Consider the following 18,157-nt stretch of genomic DNA (forward strand, 5'->3'; position numbering starts at 1 on the left):
TATTTTTTTTTGGTGGGGCGTGGGGTGCCCCCCTTGTTTTGCCCCCCAAAAAGCTCGCGGGCAAGCCAGCTCCCACAATTGTTTGGAACGCCTGAAAACCGAGTGCTGACCGATGTCCACCCTCGTCCTTCACCCCGCCTACGTGCTGCACTCGCGTCCCTACCGCGAGAACAGTGCCCTGGTCGACTTCCTCACCCCCGGCGGGCGCCTGCGCGCCGTGCTGCGCAGTGCCCGGGGCAAGGCCGGCAGCCTGGCCCGGCCGTTCGTGCCGCTGGAAGCCGAGTTTCGCGGCAAGGGCGAGCTGAAGAACGTCGGGCGCATGGAAGCAGTGGGGGTGGCGGCGTGGATGGTCGGCGATGCGCTGTTCAGCGGCCTGTACCTCAACGAACTGCTGATTCGCCTGCTGCCCGCTGAAGACCCCAACCAGGTGATCTACGACAGCTACGCCGCCACGGTGCAGGCGCTGGCGGCCGGCCTGCCGCTGGAGCCGCTGCTGCGCGCGTTCGAGTGGCGGGTGCTGGATGAACTGGGCTACGGCTTCGCCATGGACAGCGACGTCAACGGCGACCCGGTAGAGGCCGACGGCCTGTACCGCCTGCAGGTGGACGCCGGCCTTGAGCGCGTGTGGCTGATCCAGCCGGGGCTGTTCAAGGGCACGGAGCTGTTGGCCATGGCCGAGGCCGACTGGACGGCACCCGGTGCATTGAGCGCCGCCAAGCGCCTGATGCGCCAGGCATTGGCCGTGCACCTGGGCGGTCGTCCGCTGGTCAGTCGGGAACTGTTTCGCAAGCCGTGAGCACCACGTATCCTTGGGGTCTCAATTCCAAGGAGCGCTCCCGTGACCACCAGCAATCGCATTCTTCTCGGCGTCAACATCGACCACGTGGCAACCCTGCGTCAGGCCCGCGGCACCCGCTACCCTGACCCGGTCAAGGCTGCGCTGGACGCCGAGGAAGCAGGCGCCGACGGTATCACCGTGCACCTGCGCGAAGACCGCCGGCACATCCAGGAGCGCGACGTGCTGCTGCTCAAGGACGTGCTGCAGACGCGCATGAATTTCGAGATGGGCGTGACCGAGGAGATGCTGGCCTTCGCTGAACGCATCCGCCCGGCCCACGTGTGCCTGGTGCCGGAAACCCGCCAGGAGCTGACCACCGAAGGCGGTCTCGACGTGGCTGGCCAGGAAGCGCGCATCCAGGCGGCGGTAGAGCGCCTGAGCAAGATCGGTTGCGAGGTGTCGCTGTTCATCGACGCCGACGAGCGCCAGATTGCTGCGTCCAAGCGCGTTGGCGCGCCGGCCATCGAACTGCACACTGGCCGTTATGCCGATGCCGAAACCCCGGCGGAGGTGGCTGAAGAGCTTAAGCGCATCGCCGATGGCGTGGCGTTCGGCGTGGCCCAGGGGTTGATCGTCAATGCCGGCCATGGCTTGCATTACCATAACGTGGAAGCGGTGGCGGCCATCAAGGGTATCAACGAACTGAACATCGGCCATGCGCTGGTGGCCCATGCGTTGTTCGTTGGTTTCAAGGCGGCGGTGAGCGAGATGAAGCAGTTGATCGTGGCTGCTGCTCGCTGATCGCGTAGGCCTTGGACGCGGCCTGCGGCCGCTGCTACAGGTTGCGGTTTCGGACGCGGCCTGCGGCCGCTGCTACGCGGATCCCCGTAGCAGCGGCCGAAGGCCGCGTCCGCGATCTCAACCTTTCAAATAACCTTCCACCAACCCCACCCAGCACGCCGCGCCCAGCGGAATCACCGCGTCATCGAAGTCGTAGTGGTCGTTGTGCACCGAGCACCCGGTGAACTCGCCGGTGCCGTTGCCCAGGATGAAATAACAGCCCGGCTTCTCGTCCAGCATCCAGGCGAAGTCCTCGCTGCCCATGATACGCACCGGCATTTTCTCCAGCACGTTCTCGGCGCCCAGCACATCGCGGGTAACCCCCAGCATGCGCTCGGTCTCGGCTGCGCTGTTGACCAGCACCGGGGCCAGCAACTGGTAGTCGATAGCGGCCTTCACGCCAAAGCTTGCGGCTTGCCCCTCGACGATCTCGCGAATGCGCTTCTCCACCCGCTCACGCACGGCCGGGTCGGCGGTACGCACGCTGAGCATCACCTTGGCGGTCTCGGGAATGATGTTATAGGCAGTGCCGGCCTGCACCATGCCCACGCTGAGCACGGCGGCGTCATCGGTGGACAGGTTGCGCGAGATAACTGTCTGCAGCGCGGTAATGATGCTGGCCAGCGCCGGCACCGGGTCGATGGCGCGCTCGGGCATGGCGCCATGGCCGCCACGGCCGGTCAGGGTGATGGTCACGCGTTCGGAAGAGGCCATGAAGCCGCCGGCCTGCACCACCGCCTTGCCCACCGGCACGCCCGGCATGTTGTGGTAGGCGTACACCGCGTCGCAGGGGAAGCGTGTGAACAGGCCGTCGTCGATCATCTGCTTGGCGCCGCACAGGCCTTCTTCATCCGGCTGGAAAATCAGGTTCAAGGTGCCGTCGAACTGCGCGTGCAGCGCTAGCTGTTCAGCCGCTGCCAGCAGGGTTGCAGTGTGGCCGTCGTGGCCGCAGGCGTGCATGCGCCCCTGGTACTGGCTGGCCCAGGGCAGGCCGTTCTTTTCCAGGATGGGCAGGGCGTCCATGTCGGCGCGAATACCCAGGCTGCGGGTGCCGTTGCCACGTTTCAGCACGCCCACCACACCGCAGCCGCCCACCCCGGTGTGCACCTCGTAACCCCAGGCACCGAGCATCTCGGCCACCAGGCCGGCGGTGCGTGGCACCTCGCCGCCCAGCTCGGGGAAGCTGTGGATGTCGCGGCGAATGGTGGCGAAATGTTCAGCGCTGGCTTGCAGTTTCTGGTTGATGATCAGGTTGCTCACGGTTGCTTCCTTTTTCTGGCAGTAAAGGGGGGAGTCAGTCGCGGCCCGGATGTTCCGGGAACAGGCGCAGGGCGATCAGGCTCATGATCAGGGTAGCGATCAGGTACAGGGCCGGGGTCAGCGGGTTGCCCGTCAGGCCGATCAGCCAGGTCACCAGCAACGGCGAGAAGCCGCCGAACAGGGTCACGCCGAAGCTGTAGATCACCGACAGCCCGGTGACGCGCTGCTCGCGGGGGAAGGCCTCCATCAGCATGGCGAAGCTGGCACCCACGCCTACGGCCATGGGCATGATCAGCAGGGTGATGGCCAGCATGCACAGCCAGGTGCTTTGCAGGCCCAGCAGCAGGAACGCGGGGTAGGCGAACACCAGCGCCAGGCCGGCTATCCAGTACAGCAATGGCTTGCGCCGGGGCAGGCGGTCGGCGTAGCGCGAGGCAATGGGCGGAATCACCGCCAGCAGGGCGCTGGCCAGGCCCACCAGGGCGAAGGCGAAGCTGCTCGGGTAGTGCAGGGTGCGCACCAGGTAGGTGGGCATGTAGAACACCACCATGTACATGCTCACGGTGGAGGCGGCCATCCACATGATGCCCAGCAGCAGCGTGCCTTTGTGCTCGCGCAGCAGTTGCATCAGCGAAGGCGTGTTGGTGGTTTCAGTATGGGTTTCCTCCAGGTGCTGGCGAATGAACCAGCCCACTGGGCCAATCAGCAGGCCGATCACGAACGGCACGCGCCAGCCCCAGCTTTCGAGCGCTTCGGGGCTCAGGTTGCTGCTCAACAGCAGCCCGGTAAGTGCGCCCAGCAGCGCCGCCGCGCCTTGGCTGGCGCCCTGCCAGCTGACCATGAAGCAGCGGTTGGCGGTACTGCCCGATTCCATCAGGAACGCCGAGGCGCTACCCACCTCGCCACCTGCCGACAGGCCCTGCAGCAGCCGGCCGAACACCAGCAGCAGGGTGGCGGTGATGCCGATGCTCGAATAGGTGGGGGTGAAGGCGATGATGCCGGTGCCCAGGGTCATCAGCGCGATGGTCAGCGACAGCGCCGCCTTGCGGCCTTTGCGGTCAGCCACCCGGCCGATCACCACTGCGCCCAGCGGGCGCATCAGGAAGCCTACGGCGAAGGTGGCCAGCGACATCAGCAGCGAGGCCAGTGCCGACTCGCCAGGGAAAAACAGCTTGCCGATGATCACGGCGAAGAAGCTGTACACGGTGAAATCGTAGATCTCCAGGCCGTTGCCCAGGGACGAGGCGACCACCACGCGGCGCATCTTGCGCGCTTGCAGCGACGCCATGGCGGGGCTGGGTTGAAGGGGCAAATCACTGGCGGGGGTGCTCTTCATGGCGATGTTCCTGTACCCGGGATCGTGGTGGTCCGCAGTGTTGAACAGCGCCGGGGAAAGTGCACATCGCTTTTATGCAAGCCCCCAACCGTTGGTGCGGGTCAGGGGCGGGGCGCAAAACGCCAGGCGCGTGGGCTGGGCACTTTCCACCCGGGATGCGCGAATGTGGTGCCCTTGAGGTGGGCAGATGGGTAACGCGAGACGTCTGGTTGGCAGGGCTGCGGTGTCGGCGTATCAGAGCAAGGCCCGTGACAGAGGCCCCAACCACCTCATCCGGCGCTCCGCGCAACCCCTTGCGCAATGCTCCATCGGATGTTGCATCGTGTTGGTGGGAGCTGGCTTGCCAGCGAGCTGTTCAGGCCCCAAAAGCTCGCTGGCAAGCCAGCTCCCACCCTGTGTCGTTGTTACGCGTCAGACGATGGCGGGTTTGCCGGCGAGCTGCTCTTGCAACTGGGCAAACAGCTGCCCGGCGGTCTTGGTCAGGTAACTGCGGTTCACGCACACCAGGTTCACCGAGTACTCGGGCACCGGTTCCTGGATGTCGACCTTGAGCAGGTGCTTGGACATGTCACTCATCCCCACCAGGTCATGCCCCAGCGCCGGCTGGCTCATGATCATCACCGCGTCGCTGTCGATCAGCATCTTGATCGCCAGGTTCATGGCCGTGCACTCGAACACCTTGCGCGGGCGGCCCAGGGCGCTGCCCTCGAACAGCTGGTTGAACTGCGACTGGCTGTCGGTGAGCGGGTCGACGCTGATCCAGTGCGCCTGCTGCAGCAGCCGCAGCGAGCGCACCATGCGCAGTGGGTGGTCCTTGCGCACCACCACCACGCCGGGGATGCGGCACAGCGGCTGCCAGTCCAGGCCCACGGCGTTGGCCGGCACCTGGGAGGTCAGGGCGAAGTCCAGCAGGCCGTCGCGCAGGTGCTGCAGCAGCTGGGTGGGGCGCATCTCCAGCACCTTCAGCGTGGCGTTGGGGTAGCTGTGCTGGAAGTCCAGCAGGCTCTGCTTGAGGGGTTGCAGCAAAGCGGTGACCGGCGTCACGCCGATGGTGATCTCGCTCACCACCAGGCCCTTCATGTCTTCGATTTCCTGGCGCGCGCGGCGCACGCTTTCCAGCGCCTGGCGGGCGTGGCCAAGCATGCGCTGGCCGTATTCGGTGAGGGTCATGCCCTTGTTGGAACGCACCAGCAAGGTGATGCCCAGCTCGTTTTCGAGCTCCTTGATGGCCCGGCTCAGGGCCGACTGGGTCAGGTGCAGCACTTGCGAGGCGTCTTGCAGGCTACCGGTTTCGTGGATAGAGACTAATGCGCGGAGTTGATGCAGTTTCATTGTTATTCCCGACAACGGCCCGCAGGCCTGTTAGGTTGCCCTTCTGGACACTTGGGGGAAGTGTGCCAGAGGGCAACCCGGCGCGACTAGCGGCCGTACACGGGGAAGTCGCGGCTTAGTGCCGCAACCTGGGCGGCAACCTCGGCCTCCACGTCGGCGTCGCCCAGATGGTCCAGCACATCGCAGATCCAGCCCGCCAGGCGCGTGCACTCGGCCTTGCCGAAGCCGCGGGTGGTGACCGCCGGGGTGCCGATGCGCAGGCCCGAGGTCACGAACGGCGACTGCGGGTCGTTGGGCACGGCGTTCTTGTTGACGGTGATGTGTACGCGGCCCAGGGCGGCGTCAGCGTCCTTGCCGGTGATGCCGCGGCGAATCAGGCTGACCAGGAACAGGTGATTGTCGGTGCCACCCGACACCACGTCGTAGCCGCGTGCCACGAACACCGCGGCCATGGCCTGGGCGTTGTCGATGACCTGCTGCTGGTAGGCGGTGAACTCAGGCGCCAGGGCCTCCTTGAAGCACACCGCCTTGCCGGCGATGACATGCATCAGCGGGCCGCCCTGGCCGCCGGGGAATACCGCCGAATCAAGCTTCTTCTCCAGCGCCGGGTTGCTGCGCGCCAGAATCAGCCCGCCGCGCGGGCCGCGCAGGGTCTTGTGCGTGGTGGTGGTGACCACGTCCGCGAACGGCAGCGGGTTGGGGTACAGGCCGGCGGCAACCAGTCCGGCCACATGGGCCATGTCGACGAACAGGTAGGCGCCGACCTTGTCGGCAATGGCGCGGAAACGGGCGAAATCCAGGGTGCGGGAATAGGCCGAGAAACCGGCAATCAGCAGCTTTGGCTGGTGCTCCACGGCCAGGCGTTCCACCTCGTCGTAGTCGATCAGGCCCTGGTCATCGATGCCGTACTGCACGGCGTTGTACAAGCGCCCCGAGAAGCTCACCTTGGCGCCGTGGGTCAGGTGCCCGCCGTGGGCCAGGCTCATGCCCAGCACCGTGTCGCCCGGTTGCAGCAGGGCCAGGAAGACCGCGGCGTTGGCCTGGCTGCCCGAGTGCGGCTGCACGTTGGCGTAGTCGGCGCCGAACAGCTGCCTGGCGCGGTCGATGGCCAGTTGCTCGACCACGTCGACGAACTCACAGCCGCCGTAGTAGCGCTTGCCCGGGTAACCTTCGGCGTATTTGTTGGTCAGCACCGAGCCCTGGGCCTCGATGACCTGCGGGCTGGTGTAGTTCTCGGAAGCGATCAGCTCGATGTGCTGCTCCTGGCGGCGCGCCTCCAGGGCGATGGCGTCGTGCAGGGCGGGGTCGAAATCGGCGAGGGTGAGGCTTTTGGAGAACATGGCGCGGTCCTTGTGTTCTGTCTGGAATGAAAATGAACAAAGCAAAGGCGGTGCCATAAATTAAATCTATATAAATCAACTAGTTACGTTTTAATGTTTTTAAGATCGGAATGAAATCATTACGTCTGCAAAGCTACCGAGGCCTGGTATCGCTCGATAAGCCGGACGCCTGGTTCATTTCGTATTGATTTCATTCCTGTGGAGTGAAATCAATACGAGCTACCGCTCCGACAACCGAATCACCCACCGCGCCAGCCATGCGCCGGTCACGATCACCCCGAACAACCGCAGCGTCTGCATCGCCAGCACCAGCCCCACGTCCGACTGGGTATCCACGGCGATGATCGCCATCGAATCCAGGCCGCCCGGGCTGGTCGCCAGGTACACCGAGAGGAAATCCTTGCCCAGCAGCCCCGCCACCAGCCACGCCGACAGGGCGCACAGCACAATCAGCAGCAGCGAGCCGCTGATCATCGCCGGCAGCCGCTTGAACACGTAGCGGATGGTGCTGCGGTCAAAGCGCAGGCCCACGTAGCAGCCCACCGTGGCATAGGCCAGGCTCAGCACCGGCGCCGGCAGCACGATGTGGATCAGCCCGCACAACTGCATCACGCCGCCCAGCAGCAACGGCCCCAGCAGGGCGCCGGCCGGCAGGCGCGCGCCCAGCAGCACGCCGGTGACAATCACCGCCAGGCTCAGCGCCAGGTCCGGCAGCGGCGCGCCCTGCAGGCTGAACACCGCGCCGTGGGCCTGGGTGCCGCTGCCATCGGCGCCCAGCAGGCGGCTGACCAGCGCGCCGATCATCACCACGCACACCACCCGCACGTACTGCATGGTGGCGACGATACGGCCGTCGGCGCCGTTGTCCTCGGCCATGGAAACCATGGCCGAAGCGGCGCCGGGCGAGGTGCCCCAGGCCGCGGTGCGGGCGCCGATGCCGCCATAGCGGGCCATCACCAGGCCCACCGCGGTGCTCAGCAGCACCGTCAGGGCGGTGGCGAACAGCATCACCGGCCACGACTGCACCAGGGCGCTCAGCACCGCCATGCTGATGGAATGCGCCACCAGCAGGCCGATGGTGCCTTGGCATAGGCGGAACGCCTGGCGGTGGATGCGCAGGGTGGTGCCGCACACGCCAAAGCCGATGGCCACCAGCATGGGGCCGACGAATTGCCCGGCGGGTAGTTGCAGGTGGTTGAGCAGTTGGCCGGCGCTGCCAGCCAGGATGATCAGGGCGAGCCACTGGGCCCAGGTGGGCCAGTAGCGTAGAGCGAGGGAAGGGGCACGCGACACGATTTCAAGTCTCCAGGCGCCCCGGTCAAGGCGGGGCGCAAGAGAATTATCGACGTGGCAACCGATCAAGTCTATTTTCTAATACTGATGAAACGATAACTGGCAGTTATGAATTATGGACCTGCGCGACCTTACGTATTTTGAAACCATCGCCGAACTGGGCCACCTCGGGCGTGCCGCCGAGAAGCTCAACCGCAGCCAGCCGGCGCTGACCAAGAGCATCCAGCGCCTGGAAGAATCGCTGGGTACCCAGCTGTTCCGGCGCGAAGGGCGTGGCATCAAGCTCACCGACGTTGGCGAGCTATTGCTGGCGCGTGGCCGCGAGCTGCGCCAGAGCATCGCCGAGACCGAACGCGAGGTGAAGGACTTTGCCAGCGGTGCGGTGGGTACCATTCGCCTGGGCTGCGCGGCGTCCATGGCCGACCACCTGCTGCCGCAGCTGACCGCAGCGTTGTTGGCGCGCGCGCCGGACATCACCCTGAGCCTCACCATCGGCCAGGACGACGTATTGCGTGAATCGCTGGTGGCGGGGCGCCTGGACATGATCATCAGTTCGTTCATCGCCAGCGAAGGGCCGCTGGCCAGCTACCCGTTGCTGCGCGACGAGGCCGTGGTGGTGGCCAGCGCCAGCCACCCGATCTTTGCCGGGCCCTACACCCTGGCCGACCTCAACCGCTACCGCTGGGTGCTGCCGGGGCCCACGGTGTCCTCGCGGCGCTGGCTGGACAACCTGTTCACCAGCCGCGAACTGCCGCCGCCGGTGGTGCAGGTGGAAAGCAACACGGTGTCGGTGCTGCCCCGGCTGATCGCCCACACCCACCTGCTCAGCTTCTTCTCGCGCGAGTCGCTGGAGCACGGTATTGGCATGAATTTACTGCGTGAGGTGGTGCTGGCGGAGACCACGGTGACACGCACCATGGGGGTCACGGTGCGCATCGATGGCTACCTGTCGCCGGCGGCGCAGGTGCTGCTGGCCTTGCTCAAGGAGCGCGGCCAGCACCTGCTGGCGGGTTAAGGCGCGAACGGCAGCTCGCGTTTGTGCTGGCTGTTGTCGTAGGTGCGGACGATGATGGCGTAGGCTTCGTCGCTGACCTTCAAGCCGTGCAGGAAAGCGTCGATCTGCGCGTAGGTAACGCCGTGGGCTTCTTCGTCGGGCTTGCCCGGGCGCAGTTCTTCGAGGTCGGCGGTAGGCACTTTCTCCACCAGGTTTTCCGGCGCGCCCAGGTGCCGGGCAATGGCCCGTACCTGGTGTTTCACCAGGCCGCTGAGTGGCGCCAGGTCGCAGGCGCCGTCGCCGAACTTGGTGAAGAAACCCATCACCGCTTCGGCGGCGTGGTCGGTGCCGATCACCAGGCCGTTGTTGGCGTTGGCGATGGTGTACTGGGCCACCATGCGGATGCGCGCCTTGGTGTTGCCGATGACGAAGTCGCGGCGGGCGTCGGTGAGGCCGTGCAGGTGGGCTACCTGCTCGGACAGGCCCAGCACGGCGCCGGCGATGTTCACGGTGTCTTCGACGTCGGCGCGGATGAACTGCATCGAGGCGGCCGCGTCGTGCTCGTCGTGCTGGATGTTGTACGGCAGGCGCACGGCGATGAATTTATAGCCCTGGTCGCCGGTCTCGGCGCGCAGCTCTTCCACCGACAGCTGGGCCAGGCGGCCGGCGGTCAGCGAGTCGACGCCGCCGCTGATACCCAGCACCAGTACCTTGACGTGGGCGTTGCGCAGGCACTGCTTGATGAAGGCCTTGCGGCGCTCGACCTCGGCTTCCAGCGCCGTGGCGTCGGCGAACGGCGGCACGACGTTGAGGGCCTTGGCGATTTCGATTTGACGGTTGCTCATGTCGAACTCCTGAGTGTGCAATTCAGACGCGAAATACATGTTTGAGGTAGGTGACGAAGTTCTCGTCCAGGCATTGGGTCTTGCCTGGCGTGTCGGAAATCTTTGCCACCGGATGGCCGTTGCAGGCGGTCATCTTGATCACGATGTTCATGGGCTCGACCCCGGGTATGTCGCAGGTCAGGTTGGTGCCGATGCCGAAGCTTACATTGATCCGCCCGTGCAGCGCTCTATACAGTTCCAGCGCCTTGGGCATGTTCAGGCCGTCGGAGAAGATCAGGGTTTTGCTCAGCGGGTCGATGCCCAGCGTTTCATAGTGTTGGATGGCCTTTTCCGCCCACTGCAGCGGGTCGCCGGAATCGTGGCGCAGGCCGTCGAACAGCTTGGCGAAGTACAGGTCGAAGTCGCGGAGGAAGGCGTCCATGGTGATGCAGTCGGTCAGGGCTATGCCCAGCAGGCCTCGGTATTCGCGCACCCAGCAGTCGAGGGCGGCGATCTGGCTGTCGATCAGCCGCGGGCCCAGCTGCTGGTGGGCCATGAACCATTCGTGGGCCATGGTGCCGATGGGCTTCACGTCCAGCTCGCGGGCCAGGTGCACGTTGCTGGTGCCGACGAAGCGGCCAGGGAAGTCGCGCTTGAGGATGTGCACCACCTCTTCCTGCACCCGGTAGCTGAAGCGCCGGCGGGTGCCGAAGTCGGCCAGCTGGAAGCCGGCCAATTCGCTGGTGCTGGCTTCGCCTTTCAGCCAGTCGAGCTTCTTGTACAACTGCTCGCTGACTTGCTCCATGATGATGTTGCCGTAGCGCTGGCGGTTGCGCACCTCGCTGATGATCGCCAGCAGCGGGATCTCGTAGAGGATCACGTGCAGCCACGGCCCGCGCAGGCGGATGCATAACTGGCCGGCCTCGATGCTGGTGTGCACGTAGCGCAGGTTGAAGCGGAACAGGCTGAGGAAGCGGATGAAATCCGGCTTCATGAACGGGATGCGCTCAAGGAACGCCAGCTGGTCGTGGGTGATGGAAATGTCGGCCAGGCGTTCGATCTGGTAGCGGATCTCGGCAAGGTAGGGGGTGAGGTCCTCGGCGTTGCGGCAGCGAAACTCCCACTCCACCTCGGCATTGGGGTAGTTGTGCAGTACCGCCTGCATCATGGTCAGCTTGTAGAAGTCGGTGTCCAGCAGGTTCTGCACGATACGGTCGGCAAATACGCTCTCGGCCATGCTCAGGCCTCCTTGTTCACGGCCGCGGCCAGGTCGGTGGCGCTGGCGTAGAGTTCAATACCGGCGGCCTGCATCTGTTCGCAGGCGGCCTGCGCGGTGGGTTCGGCAATGGCGCGGCAGGCGGGCAGGTACACGCCAACGCGAAAACCGGCGTTGCGCAGTTGCAGGGCGGTGGTCTTCACGCAGTAGTCCAGCGCCAGGCCGCCCACCAGCACGAAGCCCACCGTGTGCTGGCGCAGGAACTCGATGGCGCCGGTGCTGCGGGTGTCGGCCAGGTCGTGGTAGCAGGCGCCGTAGGGGTGCAGGTCGGGCTCGATGCCTTTCCACACGAAGAAGTCGTAGTCCAGCGGCTTGGGCAATTCGTCCAGCAGTTCGAAGCCGGGGGTGCCGGGTACGCAGTGGCTGACCCAGGTGATGTCGGCGTTGGGCAGGCCCAGCGGTTGCAGCATCTGCGCCGGGCTGTCGACCACCCAGGCGGCCTGCGGCGAGTGCGCGTCCTTGCTGCCCAGGCGCAGGCTGGCGAAGCTGGCCAGATGGTTGAGCGCCGCGCCGATCAGATGGCCTTCGGGCACCGGCAGCTCGGCCGGGCAGAGGGGCGTGAAGCCCTTTTGGGCGTCGATGTCGAAACTGGCGATCTTCATGGGGCAACTCCTTGCTTCGCTGTGCGTGACTACATATTCCACCTGATGTAATATGTGGTCAAGCAATTTCATCATGATCACCCCCAACCCCGTAGCAGCTGCCGCCAGGCGGCGTCAGCGTTCTACGGGTACCGCGGGGGTGTCAGTGGACGCGGCCTGGCGGCCGCTGCTACGAGTAGGGGATGCCCATGAACAACGCCCAGATACTGGCCAGCGTCGACATCGTCGCCTTGCGCCTCAACCCGCAGCAGCGCCTGGAGCTGCTGCTGATACGCCGCGCCCGCGAGCCGTTCAAGGACCAGTGGGCGTTGCCCGGCGTGCTGGTGAATGGCCGCTGCGCCGACGCCAGCCTGGACGCCGCCGCCACCCGTGCCCTGGACGAGAAGGCGCGGGTAGTGCCACGGCACCTGGAGCAGGTGGCCACCGTGGGCAGCGCCACGCGCGACCCGCGCGGCTGGTCCATGAGCACCATTTACCTGGCGCTGCTGTGCCCGACCACCGTACTTGAGGGCGACGACCTGCGCTTCTTTGCCCTGGACGCCATCCCGGCGCTGCCCTTCGACCACGCCGAACTGGTGGCCCAGGCCCACGCCCGCCTGTCGGCAAAAGCGGTGTACACGGCGTTGCCGCTGCACCTGTTGCAGCCGCGCTTCACCGTCACCGAGGCCCTGGCCGCCTTCGAGGCCAGCCTGGGCCAGGCGGTGCAGCACACCACCTTGCGCGGGCGCCTGGAACGCATGAAGGACAAGGGCTGGATCGTCGACACCGGGGCCAAGAACCGGCCGCCCATGGGCCGCCCGCAGACGTTGCTGGAGCACCGGCCAGAGCCGGGCAAGGTGTTCGTGTTCGACCGCAGTGTGCTGGTGTGAGCCGCACCTGACGCATGTTTCACGTAGTTGGGAATCATTGGCAGTTAAAATCGGCGGCGTTTTTCATCCGACCGAGGTGTCCCGATGCAACGCCGTGCTACCCGTTCCACCCGCGCCAAAGGCCTGCTGGCCGCCTTGGCCCTGAGCCTGTTCAGCCCGTTGCTGCTGGCGCAGACGGTCACAGACATCGCCGGGCGCACGGTGCAGGTGCCCGATAACCCCCAGCACGTGCTGCTGGGCGAGGGGCGGATGATCTACGCCTTGGCGCTGCTGGAAGGTAAACAGCCGTTCAAGCGCGTGGCCGGCTGGCAGGGTGAGTTGAGCTCGGTGGACAAGCCTGGCTACGAGGCCTTCAAGGCCATCTACCCGGCCATTGCCAAGGTACCGACCATCGGTACCACTTCGGAAGCCAGCGTCAGCGCTGAGAAAGTCCTGGCGTTGAACCCCGACGTGGCTATCTTCGGCATCGCCGGCCACGGCCCAAGCCTGGACAACCCCATCGTCAAGCAACTGCAGGACGCCGGCGTGCCGGTAGTGTTCATCGACTTCCGCCAGCACCCGCTGCAGAACACCGTGCCGAGCATGCGCCTGCTCGGCCAGGTACTGCACCGCGAGCCCCAGGCCAAGGCCTACGTCGATTTCTACCAGCAGCACCTGAAGCGGGTGCAGGATGTGGTGGCGACGATTCCGCGCGAGCAACGCCCCAGCGTGTTCATCGAGATGCTGGCCGGCGTCGGCAAGGGCGGCATTCCCTGCTGCCACACCGCCGGCAACGGCAACATGGGCGAGTTCATCGAGGCCGCCGGCGGCAACAACATCGCCGCCGGGCTGCTGCCGGGCATCATCGGTGACATCAACCTGGAAAAACTCATCGCCGCCGACCCGCGCTTCTATCTGGTCAGCGGTACCCGCGACAACACCGCCACCGACGCCGGCTACAAGGCCGGTGGTGGCGTGAGCGTGGCCAACGCCCGCGCCAGCCTGCAGACCCTGGTGGCCCGCGAGGGCATCAGCAGCCTGACCGCCGTACGCGAGGGCCGGGTGCATGGCGTGTGGCACAACTTCTACAACTCGCCGCTGAACATCATGGCGGTGGAAGCCATGGCCAAGTGGTTCTACCCGCAGCAGTTCAAGGACCTTGACCCGCTGAAGACCCAGGCCGAGCTGCAGAAAATGCTGCCTGAAGACATCAGCGGCGCCTTCTGGGCCGACCTGCAGGCCACGCCATGAACATGGAAGTCATGACGCAGCAGGCGATCACCGACGACTACCAGCGCGTGCTGCGTCGGCGCCTGATGCTGCTGGGGCTGTTCGTGGTGGCCATCGTCGCCTCGCTGCTGCTGGACTTCACGTTGGGGCCGTCGGGCCTGACCCTGCATGACCTGTGGCAGACCCTGCTGCACAAGGCCTCGGTGAACCCCGGCCAGCAGGTGATTGTGTGGAGCATTCGCCTGCCCCAGGCGCTGATGGCGGTGCTGGTGGGCGCGGCCCTGGGCCTGGCCGGCGCCGAGATGCAGACCATCCTCAACAACCCGCTGGCCAGCCCGTTCACCCTGGGCGTGTCCCATGCCGCGGCGTTTGGCGCGGCGCTGGCAATTGTGCTGAACCTGGGCATTCCCGGCGTGCCGGACGAGTGGCTGGTGGCGATCAACGCCTTCATCTTCGCCCTGGTCGCCACCCTGGCGCTGGACCTGCTGGCGCGCTGGCGCAAGGCCGACACCAGCGTGGTGGTGCTGTTCGGCATTGCCCTGGGCTTCACCTTTGGCGGGCTGGTGTCGCTGATTCAGTTCGTGGCCACTGAGGACTCGCTGCAGGCCCTGGTGTTCTGGACCCTGGGCAGCCTGGCCCGGGCCAGCTGGATGAAGGTCGGCCTGTTGGCGCTGGCAGTGGCGGTAGCACTGCCCATGGCCCTGCGCCGGGCCTGGCAATTGACCGCGCTGCGCCTGGGTGAGGACCGCGCGGCCAGCTTCGGCATCGACGTCAAGCGCCTGCGCCTGGGCACCTTGCTGCGGGTCAGCGTGCTGTCGGCGCTGGCGGTGGCTTTCGTCGGCACCATTGGTTTCATTGGCCTGGTAGGCCCGCACATCGCGCGGCTGCTGTTTGGCGAGGACCATCGTTTCTACCTGCCGGGCAGCGCCCTGGCCGGCGCGTTGATTCTGTCGCTGGCCTCGGTGGCGTCGAAGAACATCATTCCCGGGGTGCTGATTCCGGTGGGTATCGTCACCTCGCTGGTGGGTATCCCGTTCTTCCTGTCGATTGTGCTGCGCCGCAACGGAGGCCACTGATGTTTGAAGTACGGCAACTGGACGTCAGCTACGGCAAGCGTCGCATCATCGAACAACTGTCCCTGGCCAGTGTTGGCCGTGGCCAGGTCACGGCGCTGCTGGGCCCCAACGGCTGTGGCAAATCCACCCTGCTGAAGGCAATCGCCGGCCTGACACCCGCCAGCGGCCAGGTGTTGCTGGAAGGTGAAGACCTGCTCAAGGCCAGCTACGCCGCCCGCGCCGAGCGCGTGGTGTACCTGCCCCAGAGCCTGCCGGCCAGCGTGCACCTGCGGGTGTTCGAATCGCTGCTGGTGGCCCGCCGCGCCAGTGGCAACACCCCGCGCCAGCAGGACATCGACGAAGCGCAAGCGCTGCTGGAACGGCTGGGCATTGCCCACCTGGCCATGAGCTTCCTCGACCAGCTGTCGGGCGGCCAGAAGCAGCTGGTGGGCCTGGCCCAGGCGCTGATCCGCAAGCCCCTGCTGCTGTTGCTGGACGAGCCGCTGAGTGCGCTGGACCTGAACTACCAGTTTCACGTGATGGAGGTGATCGGCCAGGAGACCCGCGAGCGCAACATGGTGACCTTGATCGTGCTGCACGACATCAACATCAGCCTGCGCCAGACCGACCGGGTACTGATGCTCAAGGGCGGGCAACTGATTGCCCACGGCGCGCCGGCCGAGGTCATCGACAGCGCGACGCTGGCCACGGTGTACGGCGTGCGTGGGCGGGTGGAACGCTGCTCGCAGGGCAGCGCCCAGGTGATGATCGACGGGTTGGTGTAACCCTTGTGGGAGCTGGCTTGCCAGCGAGCTTTTCGGGGCAGCCACAGCTCGCTGGCAAGCCAGCTCCCACAGGTGGATTACTTGCGGGCCTTGATCACCGCGCGCATTGGCGCCGGCAGGCCTTCGATGGTGCGGCTGTGGTCGTTGGGGTCGAGGAAATCGCCCAGCGACTGGTACTTCATCCACTCGGTGCTGCGCTGTTCTTCCACGGTGGTGACGCTCACGTCCACGCACTCGACGTCAGTGAAACCGGCGCGCCGCAGCCACAGCTCCAGGGCTGGCACCGACGGCAGGAACCACACGTTGCGCATCTGCGCGTAGCGGTCCTCGGGCACCAGCACCTGGTGCTTGTCGCCTTCCACCACCAGGGTTTCCAGCACCAGCTCGCCACCTTTCACCAGGCAGTCCTTCAGCGCCAGCAGGTGCTCGATGGGCGAGCGGCGGTGGTAGAACACGCCCATGGAGAACACCGTGTCGAAGCCTTCCAGGTTCGCTGGCAGGTCTTCCAGGGCGAACGGCAGGTGCCAGGCGGGCAGCTCCGGCAGGTAGCGCTGCACGGCCTGGAACTGGCAGAAGAACAGCCAGTTGGGGTCCACGCCAATAACGCTGTCGGCGCCGGCGCCGAGCATGCGCCACTGGTAGTAGCCATTGCCGCAGCCCACGTCCAGCACGCGCTTGCCTTTGAGGTCGAGGTGCGGGGCCACCCGCGACCATTTCCAGTCCGAGCGCCATTCAGTGTCGACGTGCACGCCGAACAGGTTGAACGGGCCCTTGCGCCAAGGCGACAGGCCCATCAGCGCGCTGCGCATCTGGGCGCGGGTGGCGTCTTCGCAGGCGCAGTCCAGGGTCAGGCTGCTGGCCAGCTCGATTTCGCTGGGTACCAGGGCGGGCAGGGCGTCCAGGGCCGCTTGCCAGCGCTCCAGGTCACCGTGGCCTTTTTCCATCTTGGCGTCGAGCTGGGCCTGCAGGCCCTCGCTCCACTTGGCCAGGGGCGTGCCCGCCATGCGGCGGACCAGGGGGGCTAGATCAATCATGGCAGGGCAATCAACGAGGCAAAGTTAAGGCATTGGAACCAGGGCACTACCTTGGTGAAACCGGCGGCCAGCAGGCGCTCGCGGTTTTCCTCCAGGCTGTCGGGCTTCATCACGTTCTCGATGGCGCTGCGCTTCTGGGCAATTTCCAGTTCGCTGTAGCCATTGGCACGCTTGAAGGCGATGTGCAGGTTGGTGAGCAGTTCGTGTTCCTGTTCATCGGCGAAGCGCAGCTTCTCCGACAGAATCAGTGCACCGCCGGGCACCAGGGCCTGGCGGATACGTTGCAGCAGGCCCAGGCGCTGGTCGGGGGCGATGAACTGCAGGGTGAAGTTCATGGCGATGACCGACGCCGGGGCGAAGTCCAGGCTGAGGATGTCGCCTTCGATGACCTGCACCGGCAGCAGCTCCTGGAACATCGAGTCCTGGGCGTTGAGGTATTCGCGGCAGCGCTCGACCATGGCGCTGGAGTTGTCCACCGCAATCACCCGGCAACCATCGGTCCGCACATGGCGGCGCAACGATTGGGTCACGGCGCCCAGGGAGCTGCCCAGGTCGTACAGCGTAGTGTGCGGCTGGGCAAATTGCGCGGCCAGCACGCCGAGGTTCTCGACAATGGTCGGGTAGCCGGGCACCGAGCGCTTGATCATGTCCGGGAACACCCGCACCACGTCTTCGTTGAAGGCGAAGTCGGGCACCTGGGCCAGGGGCTGGGCGAAAATGCGGTCGGGTTCTTTGCTCACGGCGGTTCCGGCGGGTCGGTAAAAAACGAAGGCCGGGATTTTACCGGGATTGGCGGTTTATTGCAGGTGAGATAGACAGGCAGCTCCCACAAGGGCTAATTGACCTTGATGGAACAATCAAACACCTGCACCGGCTTCACCTCCGGCGCCCACGGCTGCTGCAACACCAGCAGCAGATGCCCCTCGCCCGCAGCCTTGGCCTGGAAGCGCCACACCGACTGGCCTGCAGCGCCCACCAGCCCCGCGTCCTCGGGGTTGGTGTAGACCTCCGGGCTCAGCACCTGCAGCACGTTGGGCGCAGGGTTCTGCACCAGCCAGCGGTAGCCGGTGGTGGGGTTGCTGGGCAGGGCCAGGGTCAGGGTCTGGCCGGTGACCAGTTTCAGCGGGCATTGGCTTTGCTTGGCCAGGTCGACGTTGTGCGTTGGTTGCTGGGCGCAGGCGGCCAGCAGCGCAAGGCTGGCGGGCAGGAGGAGGCGGGCAGCGGTCATGGGCGGCTCCAGGTGAACGGGATGGCCGTCAGCATAACTGAAGATGTGCGTCATGACGCGACCTGCGGCCGCTGCTACGGCTGTAGCAGCGGCCGCAGGCCG

The 18,157-nt window shown here is 65.8% G+C and carries 18 protein-coding genes; 7 read left to right on the forward strand and 11 right to left on the reverse strand.

The window, feature by feature from the left end; translation table 11 throughout:
• Positions 1-112: 112 nt before the first annotated feature.
• The gene (recO, locus tag AC0SZ7_RS25490) at positions 113-796 is read left to right on the forward strand and encodes a DNA repair protein RecO (RefSeq protein WP_475506980.1); all 684 of its coding nucleotides are present in this window, start codon (positions 113-115) and stop codon (positions 794-796) included.
• 42 nt (positions 797-838) lie between these two features.
• The gene (gene pdxJ / locus AC0SZ7_RS25495) at positions 839-1,579 is read left to right on the forward strand and encodes a pyridoxine 5'-phosphate synthase (RefSeq protein ID WP_416426606.1); all 741 of its coding nucleotides are present in this window, start codon (positions 839-841) and stop codon (positions 1,577-1,579) included.
• A 117-nt stretch (positions 1,580-1,696) separates the two neighbouring features.
• On the opposite strand, the gene AC0SZ7_RS25500 is transcribed toward pdxJ, so the two are convergent.
• The 5 genes from AC0SZ7_RS25500 to AC0SZ7_RS25520 form a co-directional block, all read right to left on the reverse strand.
• Entirely contained in the window at positions 1,697-2,878 is a 1,182-nt protein-coding gene (locus AC0SZ7_RS25500; RefSeq protein ID WP_475506981.1) for a M20 aminoacylase family protein, read from the reverse strand.
• A 34-nt stretch (positions 2,879-2,912) separates the two neighbouring features.
• Positions 2,913-4,214 (reverse strand): MFS transporter, encoded by a 1,302-nt coding sequence (locus AC0SZ7_RS25505; protein WP_475506982.1) that lies wholly within the window; start codon positions 4,212-4,214, stop codon positions 2,913-2,915.
• Positions 4,215-4,625: 411 nt separating this feature from the next.
• A complete protein-coding gene (locus AC0SZ7_RS25510) occupies positions 4,626-5,546 on the reverse strand; it encodes a LysR family transcriptional regulator (protein ID WP_475506983.1) in 921 nt (306 codons plus the stop codon).
• Between the two features lie 86 nt (positions 5,547-5,632).
• Positions 5,633-6,886: a serine hydroxymethyltransferase gene (gene glyA, locus AC0SZ7_RS25515; protein WP_475506984.1), complete on the reverse strand. Its 1,254-nt coding sequence runs from the start codon at positions 6,884-6,886 to the stop codon at positions 5,633-5,635.
• 219 nt (positions 6,887-7,105) lie between these two features.
• Complete coding sequence (locus AC0SZ7_RS25520) at positions 7,106-8,179, reverse strand: AbrB family transcriptional regulator (protein WP_475506985.1); 1,074 nt, start codon at positions 8,177-8,179, stop codon at positions 7,106-7,108.
• Between the two features lie 115 nt (positions 8,180-8,294).
• Here AC0SZ7_RS25520 and AC0SZ7_RS25525 point away from each other — a divergent pair, with 115 nt between their 5' ends.
• Positions 8,295-9,194, forward strand: coding sequence for a LysR family transcriptional regulator (locus AC0SZ7_RS25525; RefSeq protein ID WP_475506986.1), 900 nt, complete (start codon positions 8,295-8,297; stop codon positions 9,192-9,194).
• Here AC0SZ7_RS25525 and nadE read toward each other — a convergent pair.
• From nadE to AC0SZ7_RS25540, 3 genes are read right to left on the reverse strand one after another with little or no spacing between them, the layout of a single operon-like run.
• Entirely contained in the window at positions 9,191-10,018 is an 828-nt protein-coding gene (gene nadE, locus AC0SZ7_RS25530) for an ammonia-dependent NAD(+) synthetase (RefSeq protein WP_475506987.1), read from the reverse strand. The genes AC0SZ7_RS25525 and nadE overlap by 4 nt on opposite strands.
• A gap of 22 nt (positions 10,019-10,040) precedes the next feature.
• Positions 10,041-11,234, reverse strand: coding sequence for a nicotinate phosphoribosyltransferase (gene pncB / locus AC0SZ7_RS25535; RefSeq protein WP_475506988.1), 1,194 nt, complete (start codon positions 11,232-11,234; stop codon positions 10,041-10,043).
• Positions 11,235-11,236: 2 nt separating this feature from the next.
• Positions 11,237-11,875: a nicotinamidase gene (locus AC0SZ7_RS25540; RefSeq protein ID WP_475506989.1), complete on the reverse strand. Its 639-nt coding sequence runs from the start codon at positions 11,873-11,875 to the stop codon at positions 11,237-11,239.
• Positions 11,876-12,063: 188 nt separating this feature from the next.
• On the opposite strand from AC0SZ7_RS25540, the gene AC0SZ7_RS25545 reads away from it, so the two are divergent.
• From AC0SZ7_RS25545 to AC0SZ7_RS25560, 4 genes are all read left to right on the forward strand, one after another.
• Positions 12,064-12,744, forward strand: a complete 681-nt coding sequence (locus AC0SZ7_RS25545) for an NUDIX hydrolase (RefSeq protein WP_475506990.1) — start codon at positions 12,064-12,066, stop codon at positions 12,742-12,744.
• A gap of 84 nt (positions 12,745-12,828) precedes the next feature.
• On the forward strand, positions 12,829-13,974 hold the full coding sequence (locus AC0SZ7_RS25550; protein ID WP_475506991.1) for an ABC transporter substrate-binding protein: 1,146 nt from the start codon (positions 12,829-12,831) through the stop codon (positions 13,972-13,974).
• Complete coding sequence (locus AC0SZ7_RS25555; protein ID WP_475506992.1) at positions 13,971-15,029, forward strand: FecCD family ABC transporter permease; 1,059 nt, start codon at positions 13,971-13,973, stop codon at positions 15,027-15,029. The genes AC0SZ7_RS25550 and AC0SZ7_RS25555 overlap by 4 nt, the downstream gene beginning before the upstream one ends.
• Positions 15,029-15,793 (forward strand): ABC transporter ATP-binding protein, encoded by a 765-nt coding sequence (locus tag AC0SZ7_RS25560; protein ID WP_475506993.1) that lies wholly within the window; start codon positions 15,029-15,031, stop codon positions 15,791-15,793. Before AC0SZ7_RS25555 ends, AC0SZ7_RS25560 begins: the two co-directional genes overlap by 1 nt.
• 77 nt (positions 15,794-15,870) lie before the next feature.
• Here AC0SZ7_RS25560 and cmoB read toward each other — a convergent pair whose 3' ends face one another.
• From cmoB to AC0SZ7_RS25575, 3 genes are all read right to left on the reverse strand, one after another.
• Complete coding sequence (gene cmoB, locus AC0SZ7_RS25565) at positions 15,871-16,827, reverse strand: tRNA 5-methoxyuridine(34)/uridine 5-oxyacetic acid(34) synthase CmoB (RefSeq protein WP_475506994.1); 957 nt, start codon at positions 16,825-16,827, stop codon at positions 15,871-15,873.
• Positions 16,824-17,567, reverse strand: coding sequence for a carboxy-S-adenosyl-L-methionine synthase CmoA (gene cmoA / locus AC0SZ7_RS25570; RefSeq protein WP_475506995.1), 744 nt, complete (start codon positions 17,565-17,567; stop codon positions 16,824-16,826). Before cmoA ends, cmoB begins: the two co-directional genes overlap by 4 nt.
• Positions 17,568-17,662: 95 nt before the next feature.
• Positions 17,663-18,055: a protease inhibitor I42 family protein gene (locus tag AC0SZ7_RS25575; protein ID WP_475506996.1), complete on the reverse strand. Its 393-nt coding sequence runs from the start codon at positions 18,053-18,055 to the stop codon at positions 17,663-17,665.
• Positions 18,056-18,157: the final 102 nt, after the last annotated feature.

The sequence above is a fragment of the Pseudomonas sp. JC1203 genome, from assembly GCF_056175065.1.

Bases quoted from the DNA above. Each gene is read 5' to 3' on its own strand.
- AC0SZ7_RS25505 (WP_475506982.1), bottom strand. From the start codon at position 4,214: ATGAAGAGCACCCCCGCCAGTGATTTGCCCCTTCAACCCAGCCCCGCC.
- AC0SZ7_RS25550 (WP_475506991.1), top strand. From the start codon at position 12,829: ATGCAACGCCGTGCTACCCGTTCCACCCGCGCCAAAGGCCTGCTGGCC.
- glyA (WP_475506984.1), bottom strand. From the start codon at position 6,886: ATGTTCTCCAAAAGCCTCACCCTCGCCGATTTCGACCCCGCCCTGCAC.
- pncB (WP_475506988.1), bottom strand. From the start codon at position 11,234: ATGGCCGAGAGCGTATTTGCCGACCGTATCGTGCAGAACCTGCTGGAC.
- AC0SZ7_RS25575 (WP_475506996.1), bottom strand. From the start codon at position 18,055: ATGACCGCTGCCCGCCTCCTCCTGCCCGCCAGCCTTGCGCTGCTGGCC.
- recO (WP_475506980.1), top strand. From the start codon at position 113: ATGTCCACCCTCGTCCTTCACCCCGCCTACGTGCTGCACTCGCGTCCC.
- AC0SZ7_RS25540 (WP_475506989.1), bottom strand. From the start codon at position 11,875: ATGAAGATCGCCAGTTTCGACATCGACGCCCAAAAGGGCTTCACGCCC.
- AC0SZ7_RS25525 (WP_475506986.1), top strand. From the start codon at position 8,295: ATGGACCTGCGCGACCTTACGTATTTTGAAACCATCGCCGAACTGGGC.
- AC0SZ7_RS25560 (WP_475506993.1), top strand. From the start codon at position 15,029: ATGTTTGAAGTACGGCAACTGGACGTCAGCTACGGCAAGCGTCGCATC.
- AC0SZ7_RS25555 (WP_475506992.1), top strand. From the start codon at position 13,971: ATGAACATGGAAGTCATGACGCAGCAGGCGATCACCGACGACTACCAG.
- AC0SZ7_RS25545 (WP_475506990.1), top strand. From the start codon at position 12,064: ATGAACAACGCCCAGATACTGGCCAGCGTCGACATCGTCGCCTTGCGC.
- AC0SZ7_RS25510 (WP_475506983.1), bottom strand. From the start codon at position 5,546: ATGAAACTGCATCAACTCCGCGCATTAGTCTCTATCCACGAAACCGGT.
- cmoB (WP_475506994.1), bottom strand. From the start codon at position 16,827: ATGATTGATCTAGCCCCCCTGGTCCGCCGCATGGCGGGCACGCCCCTG.
- nadE (WP_475506987.1), bottom strand. From the start codon at position 10,018: ATGAGCAACCGTCAAATCGAAATCGCCAAGGCCCTCAACGTCGTGCCG.